We start from the raw sequence: 20,824 nt of genomic DNA, 5'->3' as shown, positions 1-20,824 counted from the left end.
AGAAAGGGATAATTTTTTGGACAAGAAACACTTGGCTCTATTTATAAGTTCGTTAAATAAAGGCGGTTCCGAAAGAGTGTTAGTCAATCTCGCCGAATACTTCTATGCACAGGGCTATCTGGTAACTATCGTGACCCAGTACCGTGCAGAGAACGAATATACGATAAGCGACGGCATAAGCAGGGTTCTGTCGGATATCGACGGAGAGGAGATAGGAAAGGGCAGGGCAGCCAATTTCTACGGGCGCTTTATGAAGCTTCGAAGCATATGGAAACAGGAAAAGCCCGACCTGATTTTATCCTTTATCGGTAAGAACAATATTATGGCGATACTGACTTCCCGCTTTTTGCGTATACCCGTAGTAGTGTCGGTACGGGGCGAACCGGAACTGGAATATTACTCTCCGGGACTTAGATTGGCGGCAAGATACGTCTTTCGACTGGCAGAGGGCATTGTTCTGCAGACGAAAAGCTGTCTGACGTTTTTCCCAAAAGCGGTGAGTAAAAAGGCAGTTATACTTAAAAACTCTCTTAATCCTGCATTTATAAAGGAAGGCTATGAAGGAGAGCGAGAGAAACAGATTGTAGCCGTAGGACGGGTGGACGCCAACAAGAACCATGAAATGATTATCCGGGCATTCGCGGAAATTGCAGACAGATATCCGGACTATAAGCTCATCATATACGGAGAAGGGCAGCTGCGGCAGAAGCTGACCGAATATGCCGCCGATTTGGGACTTTCGCAGCGGGTTAAGCTGCCGGGAGCCATATCTAACGTAGAGGATGCCATTTATAAGGCGTCGGTATTCGTGCTATCCTCTTATTCCGAGGGGATGCCCAATACGCTTTTGGAGGCTATGGCTTTGGGAATACCTGTTATTTCTACGGACTGTCCGCCCGGCGGGCCTGGAGAGTTAATTGACCATGGAGAAAACGGTCTGTTAATCCCGACCGGTGACTGGAAGCAATTGGCGGAAAACTTGCAAAAACTATTAGATAACATGGATTATGCAAAAAAAATGGGCAAAAATGCTTCAAAAGTGAAAGAAGAATTCAATCCGGAAGTCATAAACCGGGCATGGAAAAATTATTTGGAAAAAATAATGCGAGGATGAAGTTGAAAGAAGCAAGGGTATAAAAATGACTGTAAAGCAAGCGGCGAAATCGGCAATTTTTATCATTATTTTCATATATATCCTTCTTACCGTTACTTATATTATACGGACCAACGGAGATGTGAAGGATAGGTTTACGGGATTTTACGCAGAGCCGAAGGACACGATAGATGTGGTCATGATAGGCTCAAGCCCCGTATATCCCTATTATTCCACCCCGCAGATGTGGGGAGAATACGGCATAACGGCGTACCCCATCTCCAGCAATCTGCAAAGGCCGGTAGCAGGAATCTACATGGTGGATGAAGTAAGAAAGACGCAGAGACCGTCGTTATATGTATTCGAAATGCGTATGTATACGGCCAGTGAAACGGATCTTACCAACAATATGGCTTATACCAGAGGCGTTACCGACAACATGAAATACTCGTGGAACCGGATAAAGACCATAAATGCCATGGTAGAAGAACCGTCAGAGCGTTATACGTATTATTTCGATATTTTTAAATATCATTCTAACTGGAAGACGATGGTGCTGCCGAAACAGCTGGCATGCTTTCGCTATGAGCTTCTGGACGGACAAAAGGGATATGTGATGACAGATGAAGTAGGGCCCTGCGAAGCGGTGGATACCTCTGCGATTACGCAGAAAACCCCGATGCCCGAAGAGCAGGAGAAGCATTTGTATGATCTGCTCGACTATTTGAAGGAAGAAAAATTACAGTCGTTATTTATTCTTTCTCCGACGGTAATGGAGGTAGAAAAGCAAATGATGTACAATTATATGACGGATATTATCGAAAGTTACGGCTATAAGTTTTTGAATATGAACGATTATTATGAAGAGATCGGTCTGGACTTCACATCCGATTTCAGCGATTACGGCGGACATACTAATGCTTTAGGGGCTAAAAAGTGCACGTCATTTCTGACGGATTATGTCATAAGCAATTATTCTTTAGAAGATAAAAGAGGCGATGACCGCTATGCCAAATGGGATGCTTCATATGAGCAGTGGAAAAGCATGTATGAAGAAGCGGAACAGACAATTGCCTTGCGAATTGAAAACGGCGATTTTGCGGAAGTGACAGCAGAAGAATAAAGGAGACAGGGATATGTGTGGTATTGCGGGATTTTGCAACTTAAAAGGTGACTGGAACGGCAATATAGACAGAATGAACCACCGCATGCTTCATAGAGGGCCGGATGCTTCCGGTGTATGGAGAAGCGAAGAGGGGGATGTGGTGCTGGGACACCAGAGACTATCTATCATGGACCTGACTCCTACCGGCGCTCAGCCGATGGAATCCAGCAGCGGGCGTTTTGTCATAGTATTCAACGGAGAAATCTATAATTATAAAATGATTGCGAAAAAGCTTCTGGAAGAAGAAAAGGTTGCTCAGTTCAGAGGGACCTGCGATACGGAAGTGCTTTTAGAGGCGATGGAGGCTTATGGTGTGGAGCAAGCCATCGGAATGTGCAAGGGCATGTTCGCTATCGCCTTATATGACAAAAAAGAACGGGTGTTATTTTTGGTAAGGGATAGAGTGGGAGAAAAACCGCTCTATTATGGATTTGCAGGCAACGATACCTTTGCTTTCGCTTCTGAGATAGGCTGTATCGCTGCTTTGGAAAACTTCAAAAATGAGATCAATACTTCGGTGCTGGACATTTATTTCACTCATGGATATATTCCGGCGCCCTATTCCATTTATAAGGATATTTATAAATTAGAGGCGGGCAGCATTTTAAAAATAGAAGCGCCTTACCATAAGGAAAATATTTCTATATCCTCCTATTGGTCTATGAAGGAAGCGGCGGTGAAAGGACAATCGTGTTTATTTACGGGCAGCGAAGAGGAAGCGGCAGAGGAGCTGGAACGTCTTTTGAAAGAGTCCATAAAGGAACAGATGGTGGCGGATGTGCCGGTAGGCGCCTTTTTGTCCGCAGGAATCGACAGCAGTACGATTGTAGCGCTGATGCAGTCTCTGAATAATAACAAGGTGCGGAGCTTTACTATCGGAATGACCGAGGAAGGGTACAATGAAGCGGCGGCGGCGAAAGAGATAGCGAAGCATCTGGGAACGGATCATACGGAGCTGTATATTACAAAGCAGGATGCCATCGATGTGATTCCAAAGCTGGGTTACATGTTCGGCGAACCTTTTGCCGATTCATCCCAGATTCCCACTTATCTTGTGAGTAAGATGACGAAGGAGCATGTGACGGTTTCCTTGAGCGGAGATGCGGGGGATGAGCTATTCGGCGGCTATACGTCCTATGAGTCGGTAAGCCGTATCTGGAATAAGATGAAGGGCATACCGTATTATATAAGAAAGCCTTGCAGTGAGCTGGTTCTTCACAGCCCTCTTGCCAAAAATCAGATTTACCGTACGAAAGCAGCCCTTTTAGGTGCTAAGACGCCGGGCAGGCTATATGAAATTTCTTATGAAACGGATTCGCTTACGAAGAAGATCAGCAGGTCGCATTCCGACAGCCCGTATAAATACAGTCAGTTTACCCATTACATGGAAGAAGTGAACCATAACATCATGCTGATGGATATGCTCATGTACCATCCCGACGATATCCTTGTAAAGGTGGACCGGGCGGCGATGGCAGTTTCCCTCGAAACGAGAGTCCCTATGCTGGATAAGGATGTGGTGGAATTCGCATGGACGCTTCCTATTGAGTATAAACGCCAGGGAAAGACGGGGAAAAAGGTTCTTAGGGATGTGCTGTACAAATATGTTCCCCGGGAGATGATGGAGCGTCCCAAAAAGGGCTTCAGCATACCGATCGATAAGTGGCTTCTGGAGCCGGAGCTTAGAGGCTGGGCGGAGTCCCTTATAGACAGAAAGACTCTGGAACAGCAGGGGATCCTCGATGCCGACGTAGTATGGCAGATTTGGGACGATTATACGAAGAACGGTGTTTGGCGTATCCAGATATGGTTTATATTGATGTTTCAGGAGTGGATGCTGATGTGAAAGGTGTGGTCATTGATGAATATAATTCGAATGTCCGGAGGAATCGGGAATCAGATGTTTCAGTACTCACTCTATTTGAAGCTCGTTTCTCTCGGCAGAGAAGTGAAGTTCGATGATGTGACGGAGTATGAACTGGATAACGCAAGGCCTATTATGCTTCCGGTATTCGGCATCGATTATCCGAAGGCGACGAAGGATGAAGTGGTAGAAATAACAGACGGCTCCCTGGATTTTACGGCCAGAGTCAGGAGGAAGCTGTTTGGACGAAAGAGTAGGCAGTATACCGAAGCGTCCTTCGATTACGATGAAGAGGTGCTGAGAAGAGATTCTGCTTACTTGTGCGGAAACTTTCAGAGCGAGAAGTACTTTAAGGATATTGAAAAAGAAGTAAGGGAAGCGTTCCGCTTCCGGAATGTCCGGATACCGGTGGAGATAGAAGAGCAGATTGAAGGCTATGAAAAGGAAATTGCAGAGAGTCTTTCTGTCAGCGTTCATATAAGGCGTGGGGATTATCTTCAGGCGGCAGACGTATACGGCGGCATCTGTACCGATGCTTACTATGATAAAGCGATAGATTATATAAAGGATAAGTACAAGACGGCACATTTTTTCGTATTTACCAATGATGTCCTCTGGGCGGAAAAATGGTGCGAGACAAAGCAGAAAGCAGATGAGGAGCCGGCATTTACGGTAATAAAGGGAACACAGGAGTCTACGGGGTATATCGATTTGATGCTGATGAGCAAATGCAGGCATCATATTATTGCCAACAGCAGCTTTAGCTGGTGGGGGGCATGGCTTGGAACCGCGTCAGCTAAATGCGTGATTGCTCCTGAAAAATGGCTGAATACGCGTGAATGTCACGATATTTTCACGCCGGATATGGTTAGGATTGATGCGTATGGAAAAATTGATATCAATAATAGTGCCAATTTATAATATAGAAGCATATCTGCCAAGGTGCGTGGACTCCCTTTTGGCGCAGACTTATTCGAAGCTGGAAATCATACTGGTGGACGACGGCTCTACCGACAGTTCACCGGATATCTGCGATAGTTATGAGAAGATAGACGGCAGAATAAAGGTAGTGCACAAAAAAAACGGCGGTTTGTCCGATGCGAGAAATGCAGGGATGGATGTGGCTGCCGGCGAATATATCGGCTTTGTGGATGGAGACGACTGGATCGATAAGGATATGTATCTGGCAATGTACTGTGCTTGCGAAAGGGAGGCTGCCCAGGTGGCGGTGTGCCGCTATAAACAGATAAGATATTCAGGGCAATGTGAGGAAGCGGGGATGATTGACGCATCCTCGGGTAATAGTGTATTATTATCCAAAAAGAAAGCGTTGGAGGCGTATGTCTGCGGAGATGAAAAATACGTGATATATAATTCCGTGTGGAGCAAGCTTTTTGCTGCAGATCTGATTAAGGATATGCGTTTTCCTGTAGGAAAGAATTCCGAGGACATCATGTTTACTACGAAAGCCTTTTGCCGCATGAATCGGCTGGTTTATCTGGACACGCCTTATTATAATTATGTGCTGGACCGAGAGGGAAGCATTATGAATGAAAAAGCAGGGCAAAGAAGACTTCGGGACGAGATTCCCTTTTGGAGGGAGCAGATTGCTTACATTGCAGAGTCAGGCATGACGGAGCTTTCCGATAAGGCGGCGTATCATTTCTATCGCCGGATGCTGTTTTATTATATAGATTTTATGGATAGTGCCGCTACGAGGGAATTCGCGAAGGAAATCGTTTCGCAGCTTAGAAAAGAGAAGGAAAGCATCCGGAGGATACACAAAAAGAAGTATGTCGCAATAGGGGACAAGGCCCGGATGAAACTGGCGTTAGCTTGGCCTTATGGGTATTACTTCGTGGTGAAGCTGTATGATAAATATGTGATTCCGATTCGGAACAAAGCGTAATAGGAGACAATTATTTCTATGAATTTATTGAAGAGAGTATCGAAAATTTTAACCAAAAGACAAAAGAAACTGCTTGGTCTTCTGTTGATTATGATGTTGATCGGTGCGGCGCTGGAGACGGTGGGAACCTCTCTGCTCCTTCCCTTTATCACGGTGGCGATGGACCCGGCAAGCATATCCGAGAACGAATATTTAAGATATTTCTACGATTTCTTCCACCTGACCGATGCCAGCGGTTTCCTGATCATGCTGGCGATCGTACTCATCATCGTGTATGTGGTGAAGAGCGTATATTTATTTTTCATGTATTATGCGCAGTACCGTTTTATCTATAACGGACAGTATAATACCTCCAGAAATCTGTTCAAGGATTATGTAAGGCGTCCTTACGAATTCTTTCTGGATGCCAGCACGCCTGTGGTGATGAGGCATATTATGAGTGATGTGAACGGCTCCTATAATCTGCTCCTTACCTTCCTTCAGATGTTTACGGAATTATTTATCTTCGTGGCTCTTCTCATACTGGCAGTGGCGGTAAGTCCTTTGATGACGCTTATCATCTGCGGCGTTCTGGGAATCATTCTGATGCTGAATAAAAAGGTCCTCGGTCCCATCCTCAGACGGTTCGGGCACGAGGTACAGACCAACAGCGCCCTTACCACAAAGTGGATCATGCAGGCGGTAAACGGCATGAAGGAAACGAAGGTGCTGAACAAAGAGCGGTATTTCGTGGAACAGTACGAAAAGAGCGCAGGCAGGCTGAATACGATTCAAAAAAGGCAGAATTCCATGCAGAACATTCCGCGCCTTGTGATAGAAACGGTCTGCATGTGCGGAATCCTCGGAATCGTGGCGGCGTTCCTCGCTGTGGGCAATAACATCGGAGAGATGATCAAGCAGGTTGGTATGCTTGCGGCTGTTGCGATCAAGCTTATGCCAAGCGCCAATAAGCTTTCTACTTATATTAATAATATCGCTTACTACGAGCCCTCTTTAGGCGCGGTGGAGGATATCATCATCCGCAGCCATGAAAGGGATGTGAATACGGATGTTCTATTCCTTAAAAAGGAAGAAATCGTGCCTATGGGCTTTATCAAAGAGGTAAACCTGGAAGGTATTACGTATTGTTATCCCAATACGGAGCTTAATATTTTGGAGAATGCCAGCGTTTCTATTCCGCTCGGAAAATCTGTGGGCTTTATCGGACCTTCCGGTGCAGGAAAATCCACTACGGTAGATATACTGCTGGGACTTTTGCATCCGCAGAAGGGTAAGGTGACGGTGGATGGGGTGGATATTAAGTCGAATCTTCCCGGCTGGTATGCGAAAATAGGCTATGTGCCCCAGATGATATTCATGCTGGACGACACGATCAGAAATAATGTGGCATACGGTGTAGACGAAGAGGATATCGATGATGAACAGGTATGGTATGCCTTAAAGGAAGCACAGATGGATGAATTCGTGCGTGGACTTCCAGAGGGGCTGGATACGAGTATTGGAGAGAGAGGCGTGCGCATTTCCGGCGGTCAGAGACAGCGTCTGGGTATTGCAAGAGCGCTGTATACGGAGCCCGACATCATGATTTTCGATGAAGCGACCTCGGCTTTGGATAACGATACGGAGCAGGCGATCATGGAAGCAATCGAAAGGCTTCATGGTAAAAAAACACTTGTTATTATTGCCCACAGACTGACAACTATTGAAAAATGCGATGCAGTTTACCGGGTGGAAAATCAGATTTTTAAAAGAGAACGTTGATTTAGGAAAGGACGATCGATACGAGATGAGCGAATATAAAAACGGCAGATTGCAGCTTCCTAACGTAACGTTAGCGGCGCTGACCAGCGTCAACGTGAAAGAGACGATCAAAGCGATTAAATACAGCATGAAAGATATCGATTTCGGCGAGGTGGTGCTAATCACTCATAGAAAGCCCCTTTTTTTGCCAAAGGAAATCACATATAAGCATATTGATAAATTAAAGACCATCGATCATTTCAATTACGATATGATCTATAAGATACATGAATATATCCATACGGATTTCATGCTGCTCGTTCATTATGACGGATTTGTGGTGAATCCGGATATGTGGCGGGATGAATTCTTGGACTACGATTACATCGGTTCGCCTTTTCCGCTTCCGGGGGATGATTTTTCTTATAGGGATGCTCATGGAAATATATGCAGGGTGGGAAACAGTGTGTCCATTCGAAGCAAGCGGCTCTTAGAATTTCCTGAGAAGGCGGGGATTCCTTTTGAGGCGGACCATGGGTTTTTTAATGAGGACGGCTTCATCTGCTGTAAGAACAGGCATTTGTTCGAGGCTGCGGGCATGAAGTATGCTCCCCTTGAGGTGGCAAAATATTTCGGGCATGAATCCATGATACCGGAAGTAGAAGGTATCCGTCCCTTTGTATTCCACAAGTGGGCGGGAACGAATGCGCAGTATCCCAGGTTTTAAATAAAATTTGTTTTGCTTGCAAATATTGTACCTAATATGTGCCCGCACATATGGCCCAAAGCTTGCAGGTTATGAGAAAGGCATGGTTATTGGAATGGTTTATGACAGCTTTCAGTTTTTTAATGAATTAGATATTTTGCTGCTTAGGATGCATATCTTAAACGATGTGGTGGACAAGTTCGTGATCAGCGAATCTACAGTGACGTTTTCCGGTGACGAAAAGCCGTTATTCTATGCAGAAAATAAAGAAATGTTCAAGGAATTCGAGCACAAAATCATTCATAATGTAGTAGATGACACTCCTATGGACTGCGATGCCTTCACGAGAGATCATCACCAGAAATGTGCCGTAGCCAGAGGTCTTTCGGGATGTAAGCCGGAGGATATTGTGATATTCAGCGATGTAGACGAGATTCCGAATCCTGAGACGCTTAAGACACTCATTCCGAAGGTGGAAGACGGGAAAATCTATATGCTGGCCCAGCGGCTCTTTTATTGCTATTTGGATATGGAAGAGGTATCGGGCAGACTGCTTTCGGTGACTGGTGACTTTGACGGTGTGGAAAAGCCCATGTGGCTTGGCACCAAGGTGTGCCGCTATAGCATGTTGGAGCACTATACGACGGAGGAACTGCGTAATAAAGAGCAGAAGACGATTGGAGTAAGGGTACCTGACGGAGGCTGGCATTTCAGCTACATGGGCGGAGGCAAGAACCAGTCCGTGGAGGAACGGGTAAAATATAAGATCAAAAGTGCGGCCCATCAGGAATATAATAACCGCTCCACTTTGTCAAAGGTAAGAAAAAATATTAAAAACCATGAAGATATTTTCGGCAGAGAAGCCCAGATGGTTCAAGTGAAAGTTGATGAGACTTTTCCTGCGTATTTGAGGGAAAATATAGATAAATACCGCTATTTGCTCTATAAGGAACCTAAGTGGTTTGATGTTGTAAAGGAATGGTTCTCGTGATGAAACGAACGGATAATTTTTTTCTCATTCATAATTATAATACGGTGCCAACGGAGCTTCTCGAATATTGTGAAGACTATCTTATCGTGGATGCCTCTACGGAAAATGCGGTGACGGATGAGCTTAATGAGCGGGGGCTTCGTTATGTGCACATAGAAAATACCGGTCATAATATTACGACCTATTTCGACTATTTTGCGGAGCATTTTGCGGAGTTGCCTGAAGTGATTTGTATTTGCAAGGGAAATATGTTAGGGCGGCACTGCTCTAGGTATTATTTCGACAAGGTATATGACAATAAGTACTTCACGTATCTCTACGAGGATAAGGACAGCAGAGCGAAATTCTCAAAGCCGGACTCCGAGGCAGAGAAAGCTATGGTAAGCAGCATATCCAGCCTTGTCTCGGAAAGCCAGTATATAGAAGAGAATACTTCGTGGTATGTGGATTCTCCTGAGCATCCTCACAGATATTTTGATAATTTCGATGATTTGCTGACTTTTATCTATAAGGACCCGGTGATTCCCAGGTATTGTCTGTTTTCGCCCGGGGCCTGCTATATTGTGAGGCGGGAGCAGATAACGAAGCATAGTCCTGTTTTTTACCATAATCTGAACAAGATTATGAATTATGGGCTGAATCCTAACTTCCCTTCGGAGGCGCATATGATAGAGAGAATGCTTCCGGCAATTTTCGAAGCGACATATGAGGAAAACGAGTGGATAAATGATGAAGCGGCCTTCGATAATAAATTAATGGAGCGTATGGAAATAATAAAGAAAAAGGATGAGTGGAACAGGAAACGATTCAAGCGGTTTCGACGCTTATTCCAGTAAAAGGCGTGGTTAAGAATTATGATCGGAACGGAGTTTTTGAAAGGGCAGGGGCTCGGCAATCAATTGTTCTGCTATGTATCGGCTCGGTGCATCGCGAAGGACCTCGGCTGTGATTTCGGCACAGCCGGACAGGAACAGCTCGCTGTTAACATTCATAGTAAAAAAGGCATGTATTTCATGGATATGGATTTGGGCAGTCCTATCTTGGATGTGAGTGATTTCCATATTTACCGGGAAGCAGAGGAGAGGCTGTATCTGAAAAGCTGCGTCCATGATATGGCAAACGGGTGTTATGTAGCAGGAGCAGATGAAAATCTGTATCGGATCGGTGATAACACACTTATCTACGGAAACTTGCAGGCCGAGCGGTATTTTATCCGCCATAAGGAAGAGATAAAAGAATGGCTGAAGGTAAAGGCGGAATTCGATTCCTACGAATTCTGCAGAGACAACCTGTGCATAATGAATGTGCGAGGCGGGGAATATGCGGGTAACCGCGTTCTTTTTTTAAGAAGAAAATATTGGCTGGACGCCATGAAATATATGAGAAGCCTTCGAAGCGATATGGAATTTATGATAGTAACGGACGATGTGGAAACCGCAAAAAGGCTTTTGCCGGACATACCGGCCTGTCATTTTGAACTGGCGAAGGACTATGTGACGATTAAAAATGCTAAGTATTTGATCTTGTCCAATTCCACCTTTGCTTTTTTTCCTGCTTTTACCAGCGAGACGGCTGTAAAAATCATAGCTCCCAAATATTGGGCAAGACACAATGTGTCCGACGGATATTGGGCCTCCGAGCAGAATATTTATGAAGACTTTATGTATCAGGATAAGAAAGGAAGGCTGTTTACGGCGCGGGAGTGCGTGGAAGAGCTGGAGGAGTACAAAGAAGGAAAGGGAAGCCGGAGGAATGTAAGTTACGGACAAATGTCGATTAAGATAAAGACTGCAGAAGACCGGTTTATGTATTATACGGATAAGGCAGCAGGAAAAGTGGGACGATTACTGGGTTTTGATCACTTGAGGAAAAGGTAAGAGAATCGGTGGAGCAGGAACGAAAGTGAGGTGCATGATGTGATGGTAAAGGTATCAATTTGTATTCCGGCATATAATAATGTTCTGTCGTTGAGGCGGCTGCTTAAGTCAATTGAAATACAAACATATAAGGATTACGAAGTGATCATTACCGATGATTCTACGGATGATGTGATAGCGAGATTGGCTGAGGAAAAGAAATACATCCGGTATTTTAAGAATGAAAAAAGACTCGGTTCCACGGCAAATTGGAATGAGGCGGTGGAGAAATCCAGCGGTGAATACGTGAAAATCATGCATCATGATGATTGGTTCACCGATGAAAACAGTCTTCAGGCCTTGGTCAGCATGTTAGAGGACCATCCGGAAGCCGACATGGCATTTTCCGGTACCGTTCAGGCGCAGGAATGTAATTCTTTTGCTAGATGTATCAGCAAAAAGGATGCTCAGCTCATAAAATCGGATTACCGCAATCTATATCTGGGCAATACGATTGGAGCTCCCAGCGCTGTCATAGTGAGACGAAAAGGAGATGCATTTCCTAAATATGATGAGAACTTAAAATGGCTTGTGGACATGGAATATTATATGGGGATTCTTAAGAACAATCCTCGATTCGCATATACGGAGCAGTCGCTTATTACTATAGGCATAGGCGGTGGACAGCTTACGGAGCAGTGCAGAGATGATCTTGAACTGAATGCTTATGAATACGGATATATTTTCAAGAAGTATGATTTAAAAGAGAAAATGGAATACAAGAGCAAGCTGACAGACATTCTGATGCAAGCTGGAAAGAACTATAAAGATGCTGAAGAATATGGGATTTCTGAAAAGGAATATAAACGTGCGCTGGCGGATAAGCTCATCAGCAAGGTAAAATGGAAGATGACACATATGCTGAATGAAAGATTCTGGGCTTTTTTCTTTCTTATACTTTTTGCCATAAGTATGCTTCCTGTTTTTATGCTCTCCGGCATCAATCAGGCAACCGGAGACGATTTAAGTTATGGGAAACTGACTCATGCGGCATGGCTGAATACGCACTCCTTAACCGCTGTTATAAAAGCAGCATGTCAAACGGTGGAGAATTATTATGCGGGGTGGCAGGGAACATGGACTTCCATATTTTTATTCGCATTCCAACCGGAAGTTTTTTCGCCTAACGCTTATGTTATTGTACCTTTTTTGATGACTGGAATCTTTTGTGCGGCAACGGGGATATTGTCGTATTATCTGCTGGTGAAGTTGGCGGGAGGCAGCAGGCATTCGTATGTAATCATAATGGTACTGCTAGTAACAGCCATGATTCAGTTTTTGCCAAGTACCAAATCGGGAATTTTCTGGTATAACGGTGCTGCTCATTATGTGATCCCCTATGGCGCGGCGTTGCTTGGAATCAATTTTTTTCTGAGGTTTATGAATGAGGGAAGAATTATGGCATACATAGGTATGCTGCTTTGTATGATTCTGTTAGGAGGAATGAACTATCAGGCGGCACTTTTGGCGCCTATTGTGATGAGCCTGTCTTTATTGTTCTATTATAGAAGTAAGCAGATGAAAAGAACGGCGGCTTTCATTCTTGCTTTGGTAATGGAAATGGTTGGACTGGTAATAAGCATGAAATCGCCGGGTAATAAGAACAGAGGCGGGGAGGACTTCGGCTTCAGTATAGGTCTGGCCTTCAGGACTATTTTGGAATGCTTTATTCAGGGAACTGTAGAGATTGGCGAATATTTTGTGAAGCATCCATTGCTTATATTGATTTTTGCTGCTGCTGCTTTATTCATATGGCATATGCTTACAGCCTTAAGTGTAAGAAAGAAATATCCGTATCCCGCGGTATTCGTATTTTTTAGCTATTGTGTGTATTGCGCAATGTTCGCTCCGCAGATATATGCGGGTGTGGAGGTGTCGGGCGGCGTATATAATATGAATTATTATGTATTTATACTTATGATATTTAGTATCATGTTCTATATCGAAGGCTGGCTGGTATATTGGCGGGAAAACCGTGATATAAGATTGATTAATAAAAATAAGATTATTATCTCCATGGCGGTAACGATGGTGCTTTGGGCTGTTGGTTTTAAAGATACCTTATGGGAAACTACCACATTTTCCTGCATTGAGTATATGTCTAGCGGTCAGGCAGCTGATTTTAAACGCCAGATGAAGGAACAAAAGACAATACTTCTCGATGATAGTATAAAAGATGCAATCGTACAGGACATTAATGATAATCAGGGACCGCTCATGCATATGCCGATAACAAGCAATCCGGAGGCGTGGACGAATACGGTGACAAAAGACTTCTATGGAAAAGACAGTGTGGTATCGGTACCGAAAGAGGAATGGGTTGAAATGCATAAATAAGCAGAAAAGAGGCAGACGTGAATAGGGATGAAAATCGTTTAATATTAAAAATTTCACAAGGGGTAGGTAATTCTAAGCTAAAAGATATTGGGCTTTTATTCTTATATCTAAGTGTAATCCTGGAAATTGTAATTGTAATTATCGATAAAAGCAATTATATCAATCCAATAGAGGGTCAGTTGTTCCGCGTTACGTTCCTGCTTGCGGCGGTAAAGGTGCTCCTTACGAAATATACGAAAAAAGAGTGGACCTGGCTGATTGCCTTCGGGCTTTTGGGTTTGGTATCATACAAAATAACAGGACGAAATGAGATACTACGCATCATCGTATTTATTGCGGCTTGTAAAAATGTGGATATGAGAAGAATATTAAAGCTTGTATTTTATACGACCTTGTCGGGATGCATGATTCTCGTATTGCTATCTGTAAGCGGGATATATGGCGGAGTGGCGCTGGTGGCGGATTTTGGAAGAGGATACGTCCAGACCAGGTATTGTCTGGGAATCGGACATCCCAACGCTCTTCACTGTATGTTCCTCATGTTGCTTTCATTAGGATTGTATTTGTATAATGACAGGATGAAGTGGTATTATTATATTATCCTTTTTTTGCTTAATTACGGCTTGTTCGCTCTTACCGATTCTAATACGGGCATGCTGATGAGTATATGCGTGATAGCGGGAGCCGTCGTTGTCAGATATTGGAAGAGTCTAAGAGCACAGCCGTGGGTATATGCTGCCGGAGTTGCCGTATTTTTATTCTGCGTTCTGTTTTCTGTCATGGTGGCGGACAGCAGGGTGGCCCAGCCCACGAATTACTGGTTCGCGAATCCATGGGTAGCGGAGGTCGAAAGCCACCTGAACGGAAGAATTATCGACTTATACTATGGCTCAGTAAATCAGGAAGGAACGACTGCTACGTGGTCGCTATTCTCGGTGCCGGAAAACGATTATTATTTTGATATGGGCTTTGTCAGGCTGTTCTATTGGTACGGAATAATACCGGCTATCGTTTATATCGTTTTACAAGTACTTCTCATCTGGCAATTATATAGGAAAAGGGACGTGATGGGACTGGTAATGATAGTTGTTTTTGCCATATACACGGTGGTAGAGGCGCACTTAGTATCTGTTTATATCGGCAGAAATTATATACTGTTTTTGATGGGTATGTACATGAGCGAAATGCTTTGCTTAGAAGATGAGAAGGAAGCTCATATATGGAATTTATGGAAGCTGCCTCGCAGGAATTCGGTCAAGCTTTGAAAGGGTACGGGCATAAGGATGAAGCAGAAGAACAAGATTATGGAAGTATACGGATTATGGTTTGCGGACTTGATATGTATCGTGATTTCTTTTGTGGCCGCAACTTATATTCGTTTCGGCAATTTCAAGGATATGGGAGATCAAAGCGTACATTTTCTTGTATGTTTATGTTTGCTGCTCTTTGGAACCGTCTATAACTTCTTTATCGACTGGAACAGAAACTTTTTGAAAAGGAGCCTGTGGAAGGAGGCCTATGCCGTACTGAAGTATAACGCCATCATGATTCTGGTAGTTACATTTCTTATGGTGCTGGTCAAATGGGCAGACGTATTCTCCCGACTGGTATTGGGATATTTCTTTATATTGAATTTCTTCTTGTGCCTTGCAGTCCATATGGCAATCAAAAAATTTCTGCACACATATTATTCTTCAGAACAGAATTCTGTGAAGGTCATGGTGGTAACGCAGAAGGATCTGATCGACACTACGCTTAACAGACTGGAGAAGGAACTGGATATTTACTATCAGGTAGTTGCTCTTGTTTGTATGGACGAGAATATGATAGGAAAGGAAATAAGGGGAATCCCGGTGGTGGCAGAAAAGGAAGACTTGATCGAGGTATCGACGCAGATGGCATTAGACGAGGTGTTTTTAAGCTTGCCGGATATTTCTCAGAACAAACTGGAGCATGTGATACGCAGCTTCAGCGATATGGGAGTGAACTGTCATTATAATCTGGAGCTGCCCGGCATGGACGCCAACCAAAGCAAAGTGGACAGCTTCGGAAATTATACGGTCATTACTTATACGCGTTTTCAGAGCAGTTATAAGAGAATGCTTATAAAGCGCTGGATGGATATTATCGGGGGTTTTGTTGGAATGCTCATTATGTTTGTGTTCCTTCCTTTTGTGGCCGCTGCCATTAAGCTGAATTCCAAGGGACCGGTATTTTTCTCCCAGGTCAGGATTGGACGTAACGGAAGAAGGTTCAAAATATATAAATTCCGATCCATGTATATGGATGCGGAGGAACGGAAAAAGGAACTGGAGGAGCAGAACGAGATGCAGGGGCTCATGTTTAAGATAGAGAATGATCCCCGTATTACGAAAGTGGGCGCATTTCTTCGAAAGACGAGCATAGACGAGCTTCCGCAGTTTTATAATGTTTTTAAAGGCGATATGAGCCTGGTGGGGACAAGACCGCCCACACAGGATGAATTCGAGAAATATAATCAGTATTACCGCCGCCGCATCAGTATGACGCCGGGACTTACCGGCATGTGGCAGGTGAGCGGAAGAAGCGAGATCGAAGACTTCGATGATGTGGTCAAATACGACCTGACCTACATTGATAACTGGTCGCTGAAGCTGGATGTCAAGATATTGCTTCAGACGATTGGCGTTGTTATATTCGGAAAAGGAGCGAAATAATGAATCTGGTGATTGATTGCTTTAAGCTCGTGAAGGGAGCGGGGAAAAGTATCGGTATTTACAATCTGGCAAAGAGCATTACCGGACATTTGGGAGTGCGGGCACAGAAAGATACCATCATTGTTCTCGGAAATTCCTATAACAAAAAGGATTTTGATGTGCCGGGTGTTACCTTCGTGGAGATGAAGGGAAATCCGTTGAATAAAATATACTGCATCCTATGGGAGCTTTTTCTTGTACCTTGGTATGCGAAGAAGTATCAGGCGGACAGAGTATTGTTTCCGAGAGGGTTCGCACCCTTGCGAATCGCGAAGAAACTGGCTTCTGGTATGAAGAGGAAGATAAGGGACACCGTTATTATTAATGATTTGATTCCTTTTTATTATGATAAACATTATCCGGATATATTTAACAAGTTGGAAAACGCCTATATCATGAATCGGTTAAAAGCTTCTATCAAACAAGCGGATCGGATTATAACGATATCTGAATATTCTAGGGAAGAAATATTGAATAAGGTGCCGGGATGTGAGAATAAGATGACGGTAATCCATCCTGGATTGAATGATGTTTCGTACACATCACTGGATATACACAGTGAAAAAAGGGAAAATGAGAAACGGGAATATATCATCGCTATGACATCAGGGCTTCCGCATAAAAATGCGGCCGGAATTCTAAGAGCATACGAGGTTTACTATGAGAAGGCCAAAGAACGGGCAGCGGAGCCTCTTGATCTGGTAGTGATCGGAATTGCTGATACTTCGCCGTATACTGAGATGAAAAAAGAGGTGAAGGCTCAGGTTAGATGCTATAAGTTTTTTGAAAATTTCAATGAAATGTGCAGTATAGCGGCAGGGGGAAAGGTATATTTATTTCTCTCCTATGCAGAGGGATTCGGATTCCCTCCTTTAGAATCAATGCAGCTGGGTATTCCCGTGGTATGCTCTAATAGAAGCTCCCTTCCTGAAGTCGTAGGCGAAGCGGGAATTCTTGTGAATCCTGACGACGCAGTGGCCGTGGCAGAGGCTTTAAACGAGATTCTTACGGATAAAAAGAAGCGGGAAGGGCTAATAGGAAAGGGCTATGAAAACATTGAGAGATTTTCATGGAAAACCAGAACAGATTTATATTGGAAGGAATTGTTTCAGTGAGCAGATTACTTATATATGATAACTCTAATTTTGTAGATTTTCCTATCGGCGGCCAGCTGACAAGTATCGGAAGCTTCCTGCGCTTTTTATGTGAAGAGCATCCGGAGAGGATAAATGATATTTTGCTGATAGGTGTTACCTTAAATCCTTCTGAAATTGGAAAGACAAGGAAACTGGAATTATATGGAAGGAAGATAGATTTTCTGCCGGTAGCCGCAGCAGAGAGGGATTTGGCTAATACATCAAAATCACTGCGCTTACAATATGCAAAAGGATTGTTAAAATATAAAAAGATATTGAAAATTACTCGAAATGATTGTAATTATATTCATGCGCCGGAAGCTTATGGTATTGTGAAGCTTCTTTCCATAGGATTCCAATGTGTTATCTTTTCTCATGGCAGTTATTTTAATATGGAACGGGGCTTTCGATTTTTCCAGAAGAATGTACTTATAAAAAAAGGGTTTGTGGCATATTTGAAATGGATACTAAAAAATGCCGATATGATATTTCTGCTGGATAAGGACAGCTTGAGGGATTATGCACCTTATAACGGGAATTTGGTGGAGGTGGTAAACTCCATCGTATGTCCGCAGATCGAGGAGGGTATTCATAAACTTAAGGCCGGCAGGGTAAGTGAGATACTGTTTGTAGGGCGCCTTTCCAAAGATAAGGGAGTGGAGCCTATTATTCATGCCGTTGCAGGAAAAGAAGGTTTGTCTGGTATGGAAGGCTTGCATCTAACCATCGTAGGAAACGGCGAGGAATATAACCGCCTGATACCTTATGAGAGCGAAAACGTACGCTTTACGGGGGCAGTCTCCCCGAAAAAGGTAAAGGAGTATATGGAAGAGGCGGATATACTCGTGATGAATTCGGCCTTTGAAGGGATTCCTATGACGATACTGGAAGCTATCAGTCACGCCCTGCCGGTTGTCAGTACGAATGTTGGTGGTATCGGTCAGGTGCTTTCCTTTGGGCAGGACTCAGAAGAGACGGACGCTACGGCGGAAAGCATACAAGAAGCCATAAGGAGAATCTCGGATAATTATGAAAGCTATTCGAGGAATGCTTATGTCAATTCCAAGGCTTACGATTATAAGATGGTCAATAAAAAAGTATATGAACTATTGAGTGTTTATTGGAGGCAGTAGTCAGATGGCAGATAAAAAAGTAAGCATCATAGTACCGGTGTATAACGGGGAAGAATACGTGGAGCGGTGTATTAACAGCTTGCTGGCTCAGACCTATGAGAATGTAGAAATCATTATCATTGACGACGGATCTACGGATAGAAGTGGTCAGACTTGCGACACATTCTCAGAAAAGTATGATAAAATAAAGACGATTCACGTTGAAAATACCGGTGTATCAGCGGCACGAAACAGAGGAATTGACGAAGCGAAGGGCTATTATATTTCCTTTGTGGATGTGGACGATTATTTAGAGACGGACACATTAGATTATTTGATAAACATTCTGGAAGAGACAGGCAGTGATATTGCCGGGTGTAACTTCCACACCTTTTTAGATGAACAGGAGAAGCAGATCCTGCCGAAAGAAAATGCCAATAAAGAGGTTCTTAACGGAAAGGATTTTATAGAAGAAGGAATTCTCTCCGGGGATACGAGATGTTGGGCAAAAGTATACACTACCCGGATTGTTGACGGCAAACGTTTTGAAACGGGGCTTACTATCGGGGAGGACATGCTCTTCTTATTGGAACTTATGGAGGAAGGTACGAAAATCTGCCGCAGCTCTTATGAGGGCTACGGATATTTTGTAAATGAGTCCGGTGCCATGAAGCGCAAGTTTAAGGAAAGTTATATGGACCAGATTACCTGTTGGAAAAGAGCGGTGGAGCGGATCGGGAATTTTCCTGAGATGAGGCCCAAGGCGGTTTCGATTTTAATGATTTCCATTATGCTGGTGGTTGGGAAGCTGTCGGTACTTTCTGCCAAGGAAAGAAGAGCATATACTGACTGTATAAAAGCCTGCACAAAAGAAATGAAGAAATGCAGGGAGGAAAAGGCTGCTTATAAAGAGCTTTCGCTTGGTTATAAAGTAAAAACGACTGTTTTTGGTCAATTTCCAAGGTTATATCTAAATGCGTATCATTTGTTTAAAACCAGGGAGTAATAGTTACGAAGAGGAATGTATATGACAGAGAGAATGAAGCGGCTGCAGGCAGAAGCAATATATGTAATGCTGCATTATCATGAGAAGACAGGTAAACAGAAGGTAAAAGATTTGCTGAAGAAAGCGGCGGGCCGCTATGTCTCTCCTAAGGATTATATTTCATGGCCGACGGGGCTTATTGCCAATGCGCTGATGGAGAATTATGAGCGATGGGAGAACAAAGATGAGGTTCTATCTGCGCTCGAAGCCTATTTTGACTTCTGGATTAAAAATGCGGAGCCTATATATTGTATCGATGATGCACTGTGCGGCACAGCACTTCTTGCGTTATACAAACTTACCGGAGCGGAAAAATACAGGGCTGGTGCGGATAAGATAGCAGCCTATTTGTATAAAATTGCGGATGAGGATGCAGATGAAAAGGGAAGCCTTCCATATCGTCCTTCACAAAAAAATAATCATATCTATGTGGACGGAATAGGAATGATGTGCCCTTTTTTATGCGAATATGGGGTAACATTTGGAGACGACAAAGCAATATTGCTTTGCATAAAACAAATAAAAAATATGCTGGAATACGGTATGGACGAAGACAGCTTTCTTCCTTATCACGGATATATGTATGAAAGTAAGGTAAAATATGGTATTATTGGCTGGGGCCGTGCTGTAGGGTGGCTGCTTATGGGAATAGCAGGCAGCCTTCATTTCTTACCGAAAGAGCATCTTGATTATATCAGCCTGAAGGAAGTGTTTCAGCGAATAGCAGACAGCGCATACTATTATCAGAAAGCAAACGGGGCTTTTGCATGGCAGCTGGAAGCGCAGGAAGGGCCGCAGGACAGTTCGGCGACAGCTATGATAACTTCGGCAATATTAAAGGGAATACAAACAGGAATTATCAATGGAAGTGAGAACGCATACGGGAAAAAAGTAAGGGCTTCAGCTGAATTCCTTGCCGGATGTGAGAAAGACGGCAAGATATTCGCCTGCTCCGGAGAGTGCAAGGGTTTCTCTGAGTATCCCCAAATCTATGGGGCATACCCGTGGTCGTTAGGGCCTGGTCTGGACGTGCTCTTGCAGAAAGAGTGAATATGCCATAAAATATTTGGAAGGA

General features: G+C 43.7%; 17 protein-coding genes. All 17 read left to right on the top strand.

The window, feature by feature from the left end:
• Positions 1 to 16 precede the first annotated feature (16 nt).
• The 17 genes from V6984_RS18710 to V6984_RS18630 all read left to right on the top strand — a co-directional run bounded on the left by V6984_RS18710 (position 17) and on the right by V6984_RS18630 (position 20,799).
• A complete protein-coding gene (locus V6984_RS18710; protein ID WP_342757114.1) occupies positions 17 to 1,114 on the top strand; it encodes a glycosyltransferase in 1,098 nt (365 codons plus the stop codon).
• Positions 1,115 to 1,139: 25 nt separating this feature from the next.
• Positions 1,140 to 2,216: an SGNH/GDSL hydrolase family protein gene (locus tag V6984_RS18705; protein WP_342757113.1), complete on the top strand. Its 1,077-nt coding sequence runs from the start codon at positions 1,140 to 1,142 to the stop codon at positions 2,214 to 2,216.
• A gap of 13 nt (positions 2,217 to 2,229) precedes the next feature.
• Complete coding sequence (gene asnB, locus V6984_RS18700; protein WP_342757112.1) at positions 2,230 to 4,104, top strand: asparagine synthase (glutamine-hydrolyzing); 1,875 nt, start codon at positions 2,230 to 2,232, stop codon at positions 4,102 to 4,104.
• Positions 4,105 to 4,119: 15 nt separating this feature from the next.
• On the top strand, positions 4,120 to 5,043 hold the full coding sequence (locus V6984_RS18695; protein WP_342757111.1) for an alpha-1,2-fucosyltransferase: 924 nt from the start codon (positions 4,120 to 4,122) through the stop codon (positions 5,041 to 5,043).
• Entirely contained in the window at positions 5,006 to 6,031 is a 1,026-nt protein-coding gene (locus tag V6984_RS18690; RefSeq protein ID WP_342757110.1) for a glycosyltransferase, read from the top strand. Before V6984_RS18695 ends, V6984_RS18690 begins: the two co-directional genes overlap by 38 nt.
• 18 nt (positions 6,032 to 6,049) lie before the next feature.
• Positions 6,050 to 7,792, top strand: coding sequence for an ABC transporter ATP-binding protein (locus V6984_RS18685; RefSeq protein ID WP_342757109.1), 1,743 nt, complete (start codon positions 6,050 to 6,052; stop codon positions 7,790 to 7,792).
• A complete protein-coding gene (locus V6984_RS18680; protein ID WP_342757108.1) occupies positions 7,746 to 8,498 on the top strand; it encodes a DUF5672 family protein in 753 nt (250 codons plus the stop codon). The genes V6984_RS18685 and V6984_RS18680 overlap by 47 nt, the downstream gene beginning before the upstream one ends.
• An 82-nt stretch (positions 8,499 to 8,580) precedes the next feature.
• Complete coding sequence (locus tag V6984_RS18675) at positions 8,581 to 9,468, top strand: glycosyl transferase GT17 family protein (protein ID WP_342757107.1); 888 nt, start codon at positions 8,581 to 8,583, stop codon at positions 9,466 to 9,468.
• Positions 9,468 to 10,304, top strand: a complete 837-nt coding sequence (locus V6984_RS18670) for a DUF3431 domain-containing protein (RefSeq protein ID WP_342757106.1) — start codon at positions 9,468 to 9,470, stop codon at positions 10,302 to 10,304. The genes V6984_RS18675 and V6984_RS18670 overlap by 1 nt, the downstream gene beginning before the upstream one ends.
• Before the next feature lie 18 nt (positions 10,305 to 10,322).
• On the top strand, positions 10,323 to 11,345 hold the full coding sequence (locus V6984_RS18665) for a glycosyl transferase (RefSeq protein ID WP_342757105.1): 1,023 nt from the start codon (positions 10,323 to 10,325) through the stop codon (positions 11,343 to 11,345).
• 42 nt (positions 11,346 to 11,387) lie between these two features.
• A complete protein-coding gene (locus tag V6984_RS18660; RefSeq protein WP_342757104.1) occupies positions 11,388 to 13,721 on the top strand; it encodes a DUF6056 family protein in 2,334 nt (777 codons plus the stop codon).
• Between the two features lie 17 nt (positions 13,722 to 13,738).
• Entirely contained in the window at positions 13,739 to 14,986 is a 1,248-nt protein-coding gene (locus V6984_RS18655) for a hypothetical protein (RefSeq protein ID WP_342757103.1), read from the top strand.
• A gap of 18 nt (positions 14,987 to 15,004) precedes the next feature.
• Positions 15,005 to 16,417, top strand: a complete 1,413-nt coding sequence (locus V6984_RS18650; RefSeq protein WP_342757102.1) for a sugar transferase — start codon at positions 15,005 to 15,007, stop codon at positions 16,415 to 16,417.
• Positions 16,417 to 17,571, top strand: a complete 1,155-nt coding sequence (locus V6984_RS18645; RefSeq protein WP_342757101.1) for a glycosyltransferase family 1 protein — start codon at positions 16,417 to 16,419, stop codon at positions 17,569 to 17,571. The genes V6984_RS18650 and V6984_RS18645 overlap by 1 nt, the downstream gene beginning before the upstream one ends.
• Complete coding sequence (locus V6984_RS18640; protein WP_342757100.1) at positions 17,568 to 18,725, top strand: glycosyltransferase family 4 protein; 1,158 nt, start codon at positions 17,568 to 17,570, stop codon at positions 18,723 to 18,725. The genes V6984_RS18645 and V6984_RS18640 overlap by 4 nt, the downstream gene beginning before the upstream one ends.
• A 4-nt stretch (positions 18,726 to 18,729) precedes the next feature.
• Positions 18,730 to 19,710 carry a glycosyltransferase gene (locus V6984_RS18635; RefSeq protein WP_342757099.1) on the top strand — a complete coding sequence of 327 codons (981 nt, stop codon included), beginning with the start codon at positions 18,730 to 18,732 and terminating at the stop codon, positions 19,708 to 19,710.
• 21 nt (positions 19,711 to 19,731) lie between these two features.
• The gene (locus V6984_RS18630) at positions 19,732 to 20,799 is read left to right on the top strand and encodes a glycoside hydrolase family 88 protein (RefSeq protein WP_342757098.1); all 1,068 of its coding nucleotides are present in this window, start codon (positions 19,732 to 19,734) and stop codon (positions 20,797 to 20,799) included.
• The last annotated feature ends 25 nt before the right edge of the window (positions 20,800 to 20,824 follow it).

The organism is Kineothrix sp. IPX-CK (assembly GCF_039134705.1).
In the GTDB taxonomy this organism is placed as follows: domain Bacteria; phylum Bacillota; class Clostridia; order Lachnospirales; family Lachnospiraceae; genus Kineothrix; species Kineothrix sedimenti.
The sequence above is the reverse complement of the archived record's forward strand: the minus strand, read 5'-3'. Positions and strand labels throughout refer to the sequence as shown.

Bases quoted from the DNA above. Each gene is read 5' to 3' on its own strand.
- V6984_RS18695 (WP_342757111.1), top strand. From the start codon at position 4,120: ATGAATATAATTCGAATGTCCGGAGGAATCGGGAATCAGATGTTTCAG.
- V6984_RS18635 (WP_342757099.1), top strand. From the start codon at position 18,730: ATGGCAGATAAAAAAGTAAGCATCATAGTACCGGTGTATAACGGGGAA.
- V6984_RS18630 (WP_342757098.1), top strand. From the start codon at position 19,732: ATGACAGAGAGAATGAAGCGGCTGCAGGCAGAAGCAATATATGTAATG.
- V6984_RS18650 (WP_342757102.1), top strand. From the start codon at position 15,005: ATGAAGCAGAAGAACAAGATTATGGAAGTATACGGATTATGGTTTGCG.
- asnB (WP_342757112.1), top strand. From the start codon at position 2,230: ATGTGTGGTATTGCGGGATTTTGCAACTTAAAAGGTGACTGGAACGGC.
- V6984_RS18660 (WP_342757104.1), top strand. From the start codon at position 11,388: ATGGTAAAGGTATCAATTTGTATTCCGGCATATAATAATGTTCTGTCG.
- V6984_RS18665 (WP_342757105.1), top strand. From the start codon at position 10,323: ATGATCGGAACGGAGTTTTTGAAAGGGCAGGGGCTCGGCAATCAATTG.
- V6984_RS18685 (WP_342757109.1), top strand. From the start codon at position 6,050: ATGAATTTATTGAAGAGAGTATCGAAAATTTTAACCAAAAGACAAAAG.
- V6984_RS18690 (WP_342757110.1), top strand. From the start codon at position 5,006: ATGGAAAAATTGATATCAATAATAGTGCCAATTTATAATATAGAAGCA.
- V6984_RS18645 (WP_342757101.1), top strand. From the start codon at position 16,417: ATGAATCTGGTGATTGATTGCTTTAAGCTCGTGAAGGGAGCGGGGAAA.
- V6984_RS18680 (WP_342757108.1), top strand. From the start codon at position 7,746: ATGCAGTTTACCGGGTGGAAAATCAGATTTTTAAAAGAGAACGTTGAT.
- V6984_RS18705 (WP_342757113.1), top strand. From the start codon at position 1,140: ATGACTGTAAAGCAAGCGGCGAAATCGGCAATTTTTATCATTATTTTC.
- V6984_RS18675 (WP_342757107.1), top strand. From the start codon at position 8,581: ATGGTTATTGGAATGGTTTATGACAGCTTTCAGTTTTTTAATGAATTA.
- V6984_RS18670 (WP_342757106.1), top strand. From the start codon at position 9,468: ATGAAACGAACGGATAATTTTTTTCTCATTCATAATTATAATACGGTG.